The 13,200-nt window shown below is 66.7% G+C and carries 14 protein-coding genes; 2 read left to right on the top strand and 12 right to left on the bottom strand.

The genetic code is table 11. The features are described from left to right. Window positions 1-74: 74 nt before the first annotated feature. The 3 genes from MRS60_RS09750 to ndk form a co-directional block, all read right to left on the bottom strand. The gene (locus tag MRS60_RS09750; protein WP_105392272.1) at window positions 75-1,094 is read right to left on the bottom strand and encodes a helix-turn-helix domain-containing protein; all 1,020 of its coding nucleotides are present in this window, start codon (window positions 1,092-1,094) and stop codon (window positions 75-77) included. 164 nt (window positions 1,095-1,258) lie between these two features. Beyond that, window positions 1,259-2,398, bottom strand: coding sequence for a 23S rRNA (adenine(2503)-C(2))-methyltransferase RlmN (rlmN, locus tag MRS60_RS09755; RefSeq protein WP_034181281.1), 1,140 nt, complete (start codon window positions 2,396-2,398; stop codon window positions 1,259-1,261). A 55-nt stretch (window positions 2,399-2,453) separates the two neighbouring features. After that, entirely contained in the window at window positions 2,454-2,879 is a 426-nt protein-coding gene (ndk, locus tag MRS60_RS09760) for a nucleoside-diphosphate kinase (RefSeq protein WP_011352265.1), read from the bottom strand. 249 nt (window positions 2,880-3,128) lie between these two features. Here ndk and MRS60_RS09765 point away from each other — a divergent pair, with 249 nt between their 5' ends. Further along, window positions 3,129-3,827 carry a Bax inhibitor-1/YccA family protein gene (locus MRS60_RS09765; RefSeq protein ID WP_034181280.1) on the top strand — a complete coding sequence of 233 codons (699 nt, stop codon included), beginning with the start codon at window positions 3,129-3,131 and terminating at the stop codon, window positions 3,825-3,827. Between the two features lie 63 nt (window positions 3,828-3,890). On the opposite strand, the gene rlmD is transcribed toward MRS60_RS09765, so the two are convergent. Continuing rightward, window positions 3,891-5,345, bottom strand: a complete 1,455-nt coding sequence (gene rlmD / locus MRS60_RS09770) for a 23S rRNA (uracil(1939)-C(5))-methyltransferase RlmD (RefSeq protein ID WP_432207821.1) — start codon at window positions 5,343-5,345, stop codon at window positions 3,891-3,893. A 147-nt stretch (window positions 5,346-5,492) separates the two neighbouring features. Here rlmD and MRS60_RS09775 point away from each other — a divergent pair, with 147 nt between their 5' ends. Then, window positions 5,493-6,347 carry an endonuclease/exonuclease/phosphatase family protein gene (locus MRS60_RS09775; RefSeq protein ID WP_243564619.1) on the top strand — a complete coding sequence of 285 codons (855 nt, stop codon included), beginning with the start codon at window positions 5,493-5,495 and terminating at the stop codon, window positions 6,345-6,347. A 37-nt stretch (window positions 6,348-6,384) separates the two neighbouring features. Here the strand turns inward: MRS60_RS09775 and MRS60_RS09780 are convergent, their stop codons facing one another. The 8 genes from MRS60_RS09780 to MRS60_RS09815 form a co-directional block, all read right to left on the bottom strand. Next, window positions 6,385-7,161: a 3'-5' exonuclease gene (locus MRS60_RS09780; protein ID WP_034181277.1), complete on the bottom strand. Its 777-nt coding sequence runs from the start codon at window positions 7,159-7,161 to the stop codon at window positions 6,385-6,387. 3 nt (window positions 7,162-7,164) lie between these two features. After that, a complete protein-coding gene (rpoS, locus tag MRS60_RS09785) occupies window positions 7,165-8,253 on the bottom strand; it encodes an RNA polymerase sigma factor RpoS (protein ID WP_034181276.1) in 1,089 nt (362 codons plus the stop codon). A gap of 11 nt (window positions 8,254-8,264) precedes the next feature. Next, the gene (locus MRS60_RS09790; RefSeq protein ID WP_034181275.1) at window positions 8,265-9,167 is read right to left on the bottom strand and encodes a peptidoglycan DD-metalloendopeptidase family protein; all 903 of its coding nucleotides are present in this window, start codon (window positions 9,165-9,167) and stop codon (window positions 8,265-8,267) included. A 5-nt stretch (window positions 9,168-9,172) separates the two neighbouring features. Continuing rightward, window positions 9,173-10,105, bottom strand: coding sequence for a protein-L-isoaspartate(D-aspartate) O-methyltransferase (locus tag MRS60_RS09795; RefSeq protein ID WP_034181397.1), 933 nt, complete (start codon window positions 10,103-10,105; stop codon window positions 9,173-9,175). Then, entirely contained in the window at window positions 10,102-10,863 is a 762-nt protein-coding gene (gene surE, locus MRS60_RS09800) for a 5'/3'-nucleotidase SurE (protein WP_034181274.1), read from the bottom strand. The genes MRS60_RS09795 and surE overlap by 4 nt, the downstream gene beginning before the upstream one ends. A 106-nt stretch (window positions 10,864-10,969) precedes the next feature. After that, on the bottom strand, window positions 10,970-12,175 hold the full coding sequence (locus MRS60_RS09805; RefSeq protein WP_243564620.1) for a CaiB/BaiF CoA transferase family protein: 1,206 nt from the start codon (window positions 12,173-12,175) through the stop codon (window positions 10,970-10,972). Window positions 12,176-12,223: 48 nt separating this feature from the next. Continuing rightward, window positions 12,224-12,820: a recombination mediator RecR gene (recR, locus tag MRS60_RS09810; protein WP_034181272.1), complete on the bottom strand. Its 597-nt coding sequence runs from the start codon at window positions 12,818-12,820 to the stop codon at window positions 12,224-12,226. A gap of 31 nt (window positions 12,821-12,851) precedes the next feature. After that, on the bottom strand, window positions 12,852-13,178 hold the full coding sequence (locus MRS60_RS09815) for a YbaB/EbfC family nucleoid-associated protein (RefSeq protein ID WP_006482124.1): 327 nt from the start codon (window positions 13,176-13,178) through the stop codon (window positions 12,852-12,854). Between the last annotated feature and the right edge of the window lie 22 nt (window positions 13,179-13,200).

Consider the following 13,200-nt stretch of genomic DNA (forward strand, 5'->3'; position numbering starts at 1 on the left):
GCATGAATTGAAAAAGCGCCGTGTCCTCACGGCCTGCCGATATCGACGACAGGCCTTCGCCACGGCGCTTGACGTCAGGGCAACGTGAACCGCGCCACATTACCCCGCGCTGCCGAATATTTTGCCGGATCGACAGGTTTTCCGTCGAACGCGACCGCGTCGAGGCCTGCCTTGTTGCCGATCGTGACCTTGAACGGCCCGTCGCCGGCGACCTGCTTCGTCTCGCCGGCCCGCACCAGTGCCGAGAACAGCTCCTTGCCGTTCTTGTCGCGCACGCTGAACCAGCAATCCTGCTTGACCTTCAGTTCGACCATCGACTGGCCAGCCGCAACCACGACGCTCGCCGGCTCGGCCGGCGCAGCGGCACTCGCGGCCGTCGCTGCCACGACAGGTTGCGATGCAGCCGACGCCGCGACCGGTGTCACGGGCGCCGGGACAGCAGACGCAATCGCCTGCGCCGGGGCGGCGGATGCAGCGGCCGGGGCCGGAACCTCATTGGCTGCTACGACCGACGCGCCGCTCGCGGCCGCCTCTTCGACGGAAGACGACGATGCCGCCGACGCGCTCGCAGCCGACGCATGTTCCGCGTCGCCGCCCTTGAAGCGCGCGAGCAGGCTCGACGAATCGCCGCCAGTGTGCCACATCAGTACGGCAACCACCGCGACGACGACGATCGCCGTTCCCCACAGCCACGGGTGGTGGTGCGAAGAGCCGCCCAGCGGGATCGACACGCGGCCGCGCGGCAGATCCGTCCCCGACGATGCGGGCATCGACAGATCGACTTCCGGCACCCCGCGCTCGCGGCGCAGCGCCTGCGCGAACGGTTCCGGATCGACGCCGAGCATCTTCGCGTAGCTGCGCACGACACCGAGCGCGAACGTCACGCCAGGCAAATGACTGATGTCGCCGGCCTCGAGCGCCCGGAGCTTCTGCGGTGCGACCTTGAGCCGCGCCGATACGTCGTCGACCGTCCAGCCCTTTGTCTCCCGAAGCTGCGCCAGCCGGCTGCCGACCGCCGCCAGCGATTCCAGTCCCGCCGGTGCCGGTCTTGCGGCATTCGTCTCTGCGCCGTTAGTCGGCTGCGGCTCACTCATCCTTGTCCTCGCGTCGATTCTTCTTCACTGGCGGCCGCCGCCGGCTCCCGCCGGCCTGCACCCGCAACTGTTCATACCATGCGCGGCGCCGTGGCGCCGCGACCGATCGCTATTCGCGTGTTGTACCGCCAAGAGGTTCGGGCATCCCCGGCTAGGCGCCCCCGTCAAACTGCCCGAACTTCGATGATTTTTGCTGCTGCGCCCGTTCGTTCCGCGAGGCGCGTGCGGTCCTTCACCGCGCCGGCCAGCTGGCCGCACGCGGCATCGATATCGTCACCGCGCGTCTTGCGCACGGTCGTGACGACACCCGCGTCGATGAGGACCTGTGCAAAGCGCTTGATCTGCTCCGGCTTCGAGCGGATGAGGCCCGATTCCGGGAACGGATTGAACGGGATCAGATTGAACTTGCACGGCACGTCGCGCGTGACGGCCAGCAGTTCGCGCGCATGCGCTTCGGTGTCGTTGACGCCGTCGAGCATGCAGTATTCGAACGTAATGAAGTCGCGCGGCGCGACTTTCAGATAGCGCTGGCACGCGGCCATCAGCTCGCGAAGCGGATACTTCTTGTTGAGCGGCACCAGCTCGTCGCGCAGCGCATCGTTCGGCGCGTGCAGCGAAACGGCCAGCGCGACCGGCAGCTCGGCGCCGAGGCGGTCCATCATCGGCACCACGCCGGACGTCGACAGCGTGACGCGGCGGCGCGACAGGCCGTACGCGTTGTCGTCGAGCATCAGCCGCATCGCGGGCACGACCGCGCTGTAATTCAGGAGCGGCTCGCCCATGCCCATCATCACCACGTTGGTGACGACCCGTTCGGCCTTGCCGTTCGGGCCGGGCGCGCGGCCCAGCGACGCTCGCAATGCAAATTCGGCCATCCGCAACTGGCCAATGATTTCGGCTGTCGACAGGTTGCGGGAAAAGCCCTGCTTGCCCGTCGAACAGAAGCGGCAGTTGACCGCGCACCCGGCCTGCGACGACACGCACAGCGTGCCGCGCGTCTCTTCCGGGATGAACACGGTTTCGACCGCATTGCCGTTTCCGACGTCGATCAGCCACTTGCGCGTGCCGTCGGTGGAAACGTGATCGCTGGCGATATCCGGCATCACGATCGACGCGCGGCCCTTGAGTTTCTCCCTCAGGGACTTCGCGAGATCGGTCATGCCGTCGAAATCGCCGGCGTTGTATTGGTGGATCCAGCGCTGCAACTGCTTGGCGCGGAACGGCTTCTCGCCGAGGCTGCCGCAGTACGCGACAAGACCCTCGGCATCGAAGTCGAGAAGATTGACGGAAGTTTCGCTCGTCATGATGTGCTGCCTTGCCGCGTGCGCTGAATCCTGCCTACCTGCTGCCAGCCAGAGCTTAACGCGAGTAAACGTTCATTTCCGGGAAGAAGAACGCGACTTCGACGGCAGCCGTTTCAGCTGCGTCCGAGCCGTGCACGGCGTTCGCGTCGATGCTGTCGGCGAAGTCGGCGCGGATCGTGCCCTTTTCCGCCTTCTTCGGATCCGTCGCGCCCATCAGGTCGCGGTTCTTCAGGATCGCGCCTTCACCTTCCAGAACCTGGATCATCACCGGGCCCGAGATCATGAAATCGACGAGATCCTTGAAGAACGGACGCGCTGCGTGAACCGCGTAGAACTTCTCTGCGTCAGCACGCGACAGGTGTGCCATGCGCGATGCGACGATCTTCAGGCCGGCGCCTTCGAAACGGCTGTAGATCTGGCCGATCACGTTCTTTGCCACCGCATCCGGCTTGATGATCGACAGGGTGCGCTCGATTGCCATAAAAACTCCAAGAAATTAAGAAGTTACAGGTTCAAATGAATCCGCTATTGTAGCACGATCCCGTGTATCATTGCGATTGAACCCTTACACACGTGAAAGGTTCCGAATCCATATGTTTTGCGCCGCGCAGCCATTGAAACCTCGCGGCGCGGAACGTATCTTAGCCATAGCTGCTCCGGTTTGCTGCGCCGCACACCGCGCGCGCCGAACCGGCCCCGGACGCCCACGCGTTCCATGTTAGGAGAAACCATGAACGACTATCCGTACAATTTCGGTCGCGGCGGTTCCGTCAGCACCGCCGAGGTTCGCAACCGCGTGCTGCGGAACACGTACTGGCTGCTCGCGCTATCGATGGTGCCGACCGTGCTGGGCGCCTGGGTCGGCGTCACGACGGGCTTCTCGCTGTTCGCGGCCACGAGCCCGATGATGAGCCTGCTTGCGTTCTTCGCGATCGCGTTCGGCTTCATGTTCGCGATCGAGCGGACGAAGAACAGCGCGGCCGGCGTGTTCGTGCTGCTCGGCTTCACGTTCTTCATGGGCCTGATGCTGTCGCGGCTGCTGAGCTTCATCCTCGGTTTCTCGAACGGCCCGTCGCTGATCATGCTCGCGTTCGGCGGCACCGGCATCATCTTCGCCGCGATGGCGACGATCGCCACCGTCAGCAAGCGCGATTTCTCGGGCCTCGGCAAGTGGTTGTTCATGGGCGTGATCGTGATCCTGCTCGCGTCGGTCGCGAACATCTTCCTGCAGCTGCCGGCGCTGATGCTCACCGTGTCGGTGCTCGCGATCGCGATCTTCTCCGCGTACATGCTGTTCGACGTCCAGCGCGTCGTGAACGGCGGCGAGACGAACTACATCTCGGCGACGCTCGCGATCTACCTCGACCTGTACAACGTGTTCACGAACCTGCTCGCGCTGCTCGGCATCTTCGGCGGCAACCGCAACTGACGTTCGCCACGCACCATGAAAAAACCGGCCCTCGGGCCGGTTTTTTTACGTCCGCCGCCCGGCTCAGTCGCGCTCGAACAGCGCGATCGATTCGACGTGCGACGTATTCGGGAACATGTTCACGACACCGGCGCCCTTCAGCCGGTAGCCGGCCTCGTGCACGAGCAGGCCCGCGTCGCGCGCAAGCGTCGACGGGTTGCACGACACGTAGACGATCCGCTTCGGCAGCGGGCCTTCGCCGCTTTGCGCGATCTCGGCCAGCGCCTTCGACACCGCGAGCGCGCCTTCGCGCGGCGGATCGATCAGGAACTTGTCGAATGCGCCGAGCGCGCGGAGGTCGTCGCCCGTCACTTCGAACAGGTTCCGGCATGCGAACGTCGTATGGCCGTCGACACCGTTCTCGCGCGCATTCGCAAGCGCGCGCGTCGTCAGCGTGTCGCTGCCCTCGATACCCATCACCTCGCGCGACAGGCGCGCGAGCGGCAGCGTGAAGTTGCCGATCCCGCAGAACAGGTCGAGCACGCGGTCGTCGCGCGACGGCGCGAGCAGGCGCAGCGCGCGGCCCACCAGCACGCGGTTGATCTGATGGTTGACCTGCGTGAAGTCGGTCGGCTTGAACGGCATGCGGATGCCGAACTCCGGCAGCGTGTAGTCGAGCGACACGTCGAGCGGATAGAACGGCGTCACCGTGTCGGGGCCCTTCGGCTGCAGCCAGAACTGCACCTTGTGCTCGTCCGCGAACGCGCGCAGCAACGCTTCGTCGTCCGCGTTGATCGGCTCCAGCACGCGCAGCACGAGCGCCGTGACCTCCGAGCCGACCGCGAGCTCGATCTGCGGCATCCGATCGCGGATCGACAGCCCCTCGACGAGCCGGCGCAGCGGCACCAGCATTGCCGACACGTGCGGCGGCAGCACTTCGCAGCTCGTCATGTCGGCAACGTAGCTGCTCTTTTTCTCGTGGAACCCGACCAGCACGCCACCCTTCTTCGCCACGTTGCGCACGGTCAGGCGCGCACGGTAGCGATAACCCCACGACGGGCCGTGGATCGGCGCGAACATCGTTTCCGCCCGCAGCTTCGCCAGGTGCCACAGGTTGTCTTCAAGCACGCGCTGCTTGACCGCCACCTGCGCGCGCATGTCGAGATGCTGCATCGAGCAGCCGCCGCAGGTGCCGAAGAACTTGCATTTCGGCTGCGTGCGCATCACGCTCGGGCGCAGAATATCGACAACCGTCGCCTGCTCATAGCTCGGCTTGCGGCGGTAGCTCGAATAGGTCACACGCTCGCCGGGCAGCGCGCCCTCGACGAAGATGACCTTGCCCGGCTCGCCGTCCTCGGTCACCGTGCGGCCGACACCGCGCGCTTCCATGTCGAGCGATTCGATCTCGAGAACCGGGGCGATCCCGGGCGCGACGGGCGCATTTTTCGATTTGCGCGCAGAAGTGGGGACGGCTTCGGACACCAGCTTTTCCTGACAAACGTTGAAGAAGGCGAGATTGTAGACGACGAAGGCCCGCATCGGGCAAGCGCCGACACTTAAGCATAGACGGCCCCGCATTGCGCCGGGACGGCCACGCGAATAGCTCAGGAACGCCCGCAGCCGGCGGGATGCGAACCAGTCAGGAGAGGCCGGGAACCCGAGATCCGCCCGACAGGAGATTCGACCATGCAATTGATCGACTGGAACATCCAATGGGGTCGGGACGCCAACGGCGTTGTCGACCTTTCGCGCACCGTCGCGACGATCCGCCGGCTCGGCGATTTCGACGTGCTGTGCCTGCAGGAAGTCACGCGCGGCTTCGGCGCACTGCCCGGCCGGCCCGGCCCCGACCAGTTCGTCGAACTCGCGGCACTGCTGCCCGGCTATACGATCATCGAAGCCATCGGCGCGGACCTGCCGGCCCTCGAACCCGGCGCGCCGCGCCGTCAGTTCGGCAATGCGATCGCGACCCGGCTGCCGGTCGGACGCGTGCTGCGCCAGTTACTGCCGTGGCCGGCCGACGCCGGCGCGCCGTCGATGCCGCGCATCGCGCTCGACGTCGAGCTGCACGCGCCGTTCGGCCCGCTGCGCGTGGTCACCACGCACCTCGAATACTATTCGGCGCGCCAGCGGCTTGCGCAGGTCGACGCACTGCGCGACCGGCATCGCGAGGCCTGCGCGCACGCGGAACGGCCCGCGCCCGCCGAAACTGCCGAGGGGCCGTTCAGCGCGACCGGCCAGCCGTGCGACGCGATCGTCTGCGGTGATTTCAACAGCGCGTTCGGCAGCGATGCGTACCGGCGCTTCCTGGAGCCGATCGCCGACGCCCCGCACTTCGTCGACGCATGGGTCGCGCGGCATCCCGGCAGCACGCCGCCGCCGACGGCCGGCGTCTACGATACGGTGCAATGGTCGGAGGGGCCGCTCGCGTGCGACTTCGTGTTCGTGACCGATACGCTGCTGCCGCGCGTCATGCGCTGCGAGATCGACGGCGACGTACGCGCGTCGGACCACCAGCCGGTGCTGCTCGAACTCGCCTGATCGCGCCGGCCGCGTAGCACCGCGACGCCCGCCCGCGCTACGCGGCGAAGCCGGCCAGGTATTCGGCCCAGTGCGACGCCGGTTCCTGCGCGAGCGCGTTCTTCACGAGCAGGATCTCGTCCGCATACTCGCTCTGCGTCAGGCCGCCGCGCATCAGCTGGAACCGGCAATACAGCAGGTATGTATTGACGACGTCGGTCTCGCAATAATTGCGAATTTCCTCGATCCGCCCGTCCTGGAACGCCGGCCACACCTGGCTGCCGTCCATCCCGAGCTTGCCCGGAAAGCCGCACATCTTCGCGAGCGCGTCGAGCGGCGCGTTCGCGCGCGCCTGATACATCGCGAGCACGTCCATCAGGTCGGTATGCCGCGAGTGATAGCGCGAGATGTAGTTGTTCCACTTGAACTCGCGGTCGTCCTCGCCGAGATCCCAATAGCGGGTCGCGGGGATACCGTGCACGAGCGCGCGGTAATGGAGCACCGGCAGATCGAAGCCGCCGCCGTTCCACGACACGAGCTGCGGCGTATATTTCTCGATCACGCGGTAAAACGACTGGATCAGCGTCGCTTCGTTGTCCTGCGGCGTGCCGAGCGAGCGGACGCGAAAGCCGTTGTTGTCGCGGAACACGCACGAGATCGCCGCAATGCGCTGCAGGTGATGCGGCAGGAAATCGCCGCCGGTCTTCTCGCGCCGTGCGGCGAACGCATGTTCGGCCACGGCGGCATCGTCGAGCGTCGCCGGCAGGTCTTCCAGACGGCGAATGCCGTCGACATCGGGAATCGTCTCGATGTCAAAAACAAGAATCGGAGTCATCGGTTACAGAACGGCGTCCTTGCGCACGCCGTTGGAGGCGAAAAACCGCTTGAGGCGCACCAGCGCTTCCTGCTGGATCTGCCGCACGCGCTCGCGCGTGAGCCCCATCTCGTCGGCGAGCTCTTCGAGCGTCGCCGGTTCGATGTGGTTCAGGCCGAAGCGGCGCTCGATCACGTGCCGATGCTTGTCGGACAGCCGCGACAGCCACGCGCGCGTCAGCGTCTCGAGCTCGCGGTGCTGCACCTCGGCGTCGGGCGACTGGCTCTGGTCGTCGGGCAGCAGGTCGAGCAGGCTGCTCGCGGGATCGAGGTCGAGCGGCGCGTCGAGCGACGCCGTGTGCTCGTTGAGCGCGAGGATGTCGGTGACTTCCTCGGCGGTCTTGCCGGTGAGATAGGCGATGTCGTCGATGCTGGCTTCGCGGCGCTCGGCCGCCTCGCCCGTCGACATCGAATTCTTTTCGAGGTGGCGCTTCGCGCGCAGCACCTGGTTCAGTTCGCGGATCACGTGCACGGGCAGGCGCACCGTGCGGGCCTGGTTCATGATCGCCCGCTCGATGCTCTGCCGGATCCACCAGGTCGCATAGGTCGAGAAACGGAAACCGCGCGTCGGGTCGAATTTCTCGATCGCGTGCATCAGGCCGAGGTTGCCCTCCTCGATCAGGTCGAGCAACGGCACGCCGCGGTTCAGATACCCCTTGGCGATGCTGACGACGAGACGCAGGTTGCGCTCGATCATCACCTGCCGCGCCTCGAATTCGCCGGCCTTGGCGAGCCGGGAATAGCGCTGCTCTTCCTCGACGGTCAGCAGCGGCTTCACGCTGATGCGGTTCAGGTAATGCTGGATCGTGTCGGCCGTGAGCTCGGCCTGCAGCAGCGTGCGGAAATCGTCGACGTCGGGCGCGGCTTCCGCGCGGCCTTCGCGCTCGTCGTCGCCACCGTCCGCCTCGGCGTCGCGCGCCTCGAGATCTCGTTCGTTTTCCGCGACGTCGTCGTCATCGTCCGTCGAAGCGCCAGCTCGCCCCGCCGATGCTTGCGTGGCACGACTGATCTTCTCAGACTCGGCTTGCGGCTCGTGGCGCTTCGATTTCGGCATGGTCGTCTCGGTTATTGAGGCGGCAAATACTTCAGCGGATCGACAGGCTTACCCTGCCGGCGAACCTCGAAATGCAGCATCACGCGGTCGGCATCGCTATTACCCATCTCGGCGATCTTCTGCCCCTTCGTTACCGCGTCCCCCTCTTTTACCATCAAAGCGCGATTGTGTGCATACGCCGTGAGGTAAGTTGCATCGTGTTTGATGATAATGAGGTTGCCGTAGCCACGCAGGCCGTTGCCCGAGTAGACGACGCGGCCGTCGGCCGCCGCCTTCACGGCCTCGCCGGCCGTGCCGCCGATGTTGACACCCTTGTTCTTCGCGTCGTCGAACCCGTTCAGCACCGGGCCGCGCGCGGGCCACGCGAACGTCACGGGGCCGCTCGGGGCCGCCGCCGTATCGCTCGACCCGGTGGCCGCAGCCGGCGGCGTTGCGAGCGTGGACGACGTGCCGGCGGCCGGCGTCGCGGGACCGCTGCTGAGCGGCGCAGTCGCGACGGCGGCGCCCGCGATCGGAGCGGCGGCCGGTACGCCCGCAGCCGGTACGCCCGCAACCGCAGCGCCGCCCGGCGGCGCAACGCGCAGCAACTGGTCGACTTCGATCTGGTTCGGGTTCGTCAGGTTGTTCCACGACGCGATGTCGCGATAGTTCTGCCCGTTCTCGAGCGCGATCCGGTACAGCGTGTCGCCCGGCTTCACCCGGTAGTAACCCGGCGGCGGCGGCCCGAGCGGCACCGCGGGCTGCGCGGCGGCCGTCGTGCCGAGCGACCCGGAGCGGTCGACGACGGGCGCGTTGTCGAGCCGCGTCGCACAGGCGGCCAGTAGCGTGGAGAACGCAGCCACACAGATCGCGCGCTGGGCGAACGTGAGCGGTTCCCTGGATCGGTTGTTTTGCATCGCGCGCAACATACTCATCGGTTTCAAATCACTCCGGATTTTAAAGGGACAAAGAAAACGCGATCAAGCCGGGACTCTCGCCATTGCGCGTGCGCGACGCGCTCGACGAGCGTGAGCACCTGGTGCTGCCCGCTCTGCGCGCCGACCGGCGCGACGAGCCGCCCGCCGATCGCAAGCTGCTCGAGCAGCGCCTGCGGCACGTCGAGCCCCGCCGCCGCGATCACGATCGCGTCGAACGGGGCCGCGGACGGCAGGCCGACACGCCCGTCGCCGTAGTGCAGACGGATGTTCGGCACGCGCAGCGGGCGCAGGTTCAGCTTCGCGCGCTCGTAGAGCGGCTTGATGCGTTCAATCGAATACACGTCGCGTGCCACGTGGCTCAGCACGGCGGCCTGATAGCCGCAGCCCGTGCCGATCTCGAGGACGCGCTCGAGCGTGCGGCCGGCCATCGCGAGCTCGATCATGCGCGCGACGACCGACGGCTTTGAAATTGTTTGCTGATGGCCGATCGGCAACGCCGAATCTTCATAGGCCTGCGTCGCAAGCCCAGGATCCACGAACATGTGGCGCGGCACCGCGGCCATCGCATCCAGCACACGCGCGTCGGTCACGCCGTTCGCGCGCAGCCGTTCGACCATCCGCTCGCGCACGCGTTCCGACGTGAGCGCGAACGCGCCGGCCGGCGCGACGCTCGGCGCGGCCGGCTTCGGCAGCGCAGGCTTCGACGCGGTCGGCTTCGGCGCGGTCGCAGGCTTCGCGGCGGCGGAACCGGACAGCGGCGCCCGCCCGGCAGCCGGCTTTACCGCAACCGGTTTCAGCACGGCTGCGGGCTTGTCGGCGGCCTTCGGCACCGCGACCGCCGCATGGCGTTCGCCGGCCCGACCTTCCGATTTGCGTGGCGCTCGCTTGAGATCTTCGAGCGCGAGCGGGAACCGCTTCGCGCGCTCGCCGCTCATGAAGCCCGCCCTCCGGCGCGCGCCCATTCGCGCGTCGCAGGCAGCATCTGTGTATGCGTGAGGTCGAGCTGCAGCGGCGTGATCGACACGAAACCGTTTGCGACGGCGTGGAAATCGGTGCCCTCGCTCGCGTCCAGCGCCGCGCCCGCCGCCCCGATCCAGTAGACCGGCTCGCCGCGCGGGTCGGTCTGGCGAATCACCGGCTGCGACGGATGACGCTTGCCGAGGCGCGTGACCTTCCAGCCCTTCAGTTCGTCGTAAGGCAGGTTCGGAATATTGACGTTCAGCAGCGGCTGGCCCGGCAGCGGATTCGCGAGGAAGTGCTCGACGATTTCCGCGGCGACGCGCGCGGCGTCTGCCAGATGGGTCCAGCCCTTGTCGGCCAGCGAGAATGCGATGGCGGGAACGCCGAACATGATGCCTTCGGTGGCCGCTGCAACTGTCCCCGAATAGAGCGTGTCTTCGCCCATGTTCTGGCCGTTGTTGATCCCCGACACGACGAGGTCAGGCTTCGCGTCGGCCATCCCCGTCAACGCGACGTGCACCGAATCGGTCGGCGTGCCGTTCACGTAGAAGAAACCCGTACCCGTCGCGCGCTGCACCGACAGCGGCCGCCACAACGTGAGGGAATTCGATGCGCCGCTGCAGTTCTGCTCGGGCGCGATCACCGTGAGTTCGGCCAGCGGCTGCAGCGCTTCGCCGAGCGCGGCGAGACCGGGGGCGAGATAGCCGTCGTCGTTGCTGAGTAGGATTCGCATCCGGCGATTGTAACCGAGGAAAGATGGCGCGAGAGCGACAGTCCGGCGGCCGCGGACGGGCGATTGCGCACGGTGCGCCGCCGCATCGAGCGGCGGCGTTCTGCGTTCAGATCGCGCCCGCGTCGCGCAGTGCGGCAATCGCCTGCGCGTCGTAGCCGAGGCCGCGCAGCACCTCGTCCGTATGCTCGCCGAGCTCGGGCCCGAGCCAGCGCGTTTCGCCCGGTGTGTCCGACAGCTTCGGCGTGATGTTCGGCAGCGGAACGTCGGTGCCGTCGGCGAGCTTGAAGCGCTGGATCATCTGCCGCGCGACGAACTGCGGATCGGTGAACATGTCTGCTGCGCTGTAGATGCGCCCGGCCGGCACGTCGGCCGCATTGAGCACGACAAGCGCATCGTCGATCGTGCGCGGCGCGAGCCACTCGGCAATCGCGTCGTCGATTTCCTGCGTACGCGGCACGCGCCCGTCGTTGCGCGCGAGCGCGGGATCGTCGGCGAGGTCGTCGCGCTCGATCGCCTTCATCAGCCGCTTGAAGATCGGGTCGCTGTTGCCGCCGATCACGATGCTGCCGTCGCGGCACGCATAGGTATTAGACGGAACGATGCCCGGCAGCGACGCGCCGGTGCGCTCGCGCACCATCCCGTACACGCCGTATTCGGGCACCACGCTTTCCATCATGTTGAATACGGCCTCATACAGTGCAACGTCGACCACCTGCCCCGCGCCGCCGTTGACCTTGCGGTGATGGAGCGCCATCAGCGCGCCGATCACGCCGTGCAGCGCGGCGATCGAATCGCCGATCGAGATGCCGATGCGCGGCGGCGGCAGGTCGGGATAACCGGTAATGTGGCGCAGCCCGCCCATCGATTCGGCGATCGCGCCGAAGCCGGGCCGGTCGCGGTACGGGCCCGTCTGCCCGTAGCCGGACAGGCGCACCATCACGAGGCCCGGGTTGTCGGCCGACAGCACGTCGTAACCGAGCCCGAGCTTTTCGAGCAGGCCCGGACGGAAGTTCTCGATCACGATGTCGGCCTCGCCCGCGAGCTGCCGCGCGATGGCCTTGCCGGCATCGGATTTCAGGTTGAGCGTGACCGATTTCTTGTTGCGCGCCTGGACGGACCACCACAGCGACGTGCCGCCCTGCTCCGGATGGAGCTTGCGCCACTTGCGCAGCGGGTCGCCGCCGTTCGGATCCTCGATCTTGATCACTTCCGCGCCGAATTCGGCGAACAGCCGCGACGCGAACGGCCCCGCGATCAGCGTTCCGAATTCGAGCACTTTGACGCCCGCGAGCGGGCCCTGGCTGGTGCTCATGTGTCTCCCTGGCATGAGGAACGGCGCCGCCGGCAGGCGGCGCCCGGCTTACATCGTGCGGCGGTCGAGCATCGCGCGGGCGATGGTGCCCGCGTCGACGTATTCGAGCTCGCCACCCACCGGCACGCCGCGCGCGAGGCGCGTGACCGCGAGACCGCGCGCCTTCAGCGTCTGGCCGAGGTAGTGCGCGGTGGCTTCGCCCTCGTTCGTGAAGTTGGTCGCGAGCACGACTTCCTTCACGATTCCGTCGGACGCGCGCCGCACGAGGCGGTCGAAATGGATTTCCTTCGGACCGATCCCGTCGAGCGGGCTCAGTCGCCCCATCAGCACGAAATACAGCCCGCGGTAAGTCATCGTCTGCTCGAGCATGATCTGGTCGGCAGGCGTCTCGACGACGCACAGCAGCGTCGGATCACGCTCTTCGTCGCTGCAGACCTCGCAGATCTGCGCTTCGGTGAACGTGTTGCACTTCTCGCAGTGCTGCAGGTGCTCGGTCGCGAACAGCAGCGACCGGCCGAGCCGCTCCGCGCCCTCGCGGTCGTGCTGCATCAGGTGGACCGCCATGCGCTGCGCGGATTTCGGCCCGACGCCGGGCAACACGCGCAGTGCTTCGACGAGAGCGGACAGGGCGGACGGCTGTTTCATACGGCGGCAAACAGTGGCAAGGACGCCGCGCTCAGAACGGCAGCTTGAAACCCGGGGGCAGCGGCAGGCCCGACGTCATGCCGCTCATCTTTTCCTGCGACGTCGCTTCGGCCTTGCGCACGGCGTCGTTGAACGCAGCCGCGACGAGATCCTCGAGCATGTCCTTGTCGTCCGCGAGCAGGCTCGGGTCGATCGACACGCGACGCACTTCGTTGCGGCACGTCATCGTCACCTTGACGAGGCCCGCCCCCGACTGCCCTTCGACTTCGATCAGCGCAAGCTGCTCCTGCATCTTCTTCATGTTTTCCTGCATTTGCTGCGCTTGCTTCATCAGTCCGGCGAGGTTGCCTTTCAACATGGGAATACTCCTTCTTTCTTGA

This window comes from Burkholderia pyrrocinia, from assembly GCF_022809715.1.
GTDB lineage: Bacteria > Pseudomonadota > Gammaproteobacteria > Burkholderiales > Burkholderiaceae > Burkholderia > Burkholderia pyrrocinia_C.

Coding starts and splice junctions, on each gene's coding strand:
- MRS60_RS09750 (WP_105392272.1), bottom strand. CDS start 1,094: ATGAGTGAGCCGCAGCCGACTAACGGCGCAGAGACGAATGCCGCAAGA.
- rlmN (WP_034181281.1), bottom strand. CDS start 2,398: ATGACGAGCGAAACTTCCGTCAATCTTCTCGACTTCGATGCCGAGGGT.
- ndk (WP_011352265.1), bottom strand. CDS start 2,879: ATGGCAATCGAGCGCACCCTGTCGATCATCAAGCCGGATGCGGTGGCA.
- MRS60_RS09765 (WP_034181280.1), top strand. CDS start 3,129: ATGAACGACTATCCGTACAATTTCGGTCGCGGCGGTTCCGTCAGCACC.
- rlmD (WP_432207821.1), bottom strand. CDS start 5,345: ATGCGGGCCTTCGTCGTCTACAATCTCGCCTTCTTCAACGTTTGTCAG.
- MRS60_RS09775 (WP_243564619.1), top strand. CDS start 5,493: ATGCAATTGATCGACTGGAACATCCAATGGGGTCGGGACGCCAACGGC.
- MRS60_RS09780 (WP_034181277.1), bottom strand. CDS start 7,161: ATGACTCCGATTCTTGTTTTTGACATCGAGACGATTCCCGATGTCGAC.
- rpoS (WP_034181276.1), bottom strand. CDS start 8,253: ATGCCGAAATCGAAGCGCCACGAGCCGCAAGCCGAGTCTGAGAAGATC.
- MRS60_RS09790 (WP_034181275.1), bottom strand. CDS start 9,167: ATGAGTATGTTGCGCGCGATGCAAAACAACCGATCCAGGGAACCGCTC.
- MRS60_RS09795 (WP_034181397.1), bottom strand. CDS start 10,105: ATGAGCGGCGAGCGCGCGAAGCGGTTCCCGCTCGCGCTCGAAGATCTC.
- surE (WP_034181274.1), bottom strand. CDS start 10,863: ATGCGAATCCTACTCAGCAACGACGACGGCTATCTCGCCCCCGGTCTC.
- MRS60_RS09805 (WP_243564620.1), bottom strand. CDS start 12,175: ATGAGCACCAGCCAGGGCCCGCTCGCGGGCGTCAAAGTGCTCGAATTC.
- recR (WP_034181272.1), bottom strand. CDS start 12,820: ATGAAACAGCCGTCCGCCCTGTCCGCTCTCGTCGAAGCACTGCGCGTG.
- MRS60_RS09815 (WP_006482124.1), bottom strand. CDS start 13,178: ATGTTGAAAGGCAACCTCGCCGGACTGATGAAGCAAGCGCAGCAAATG.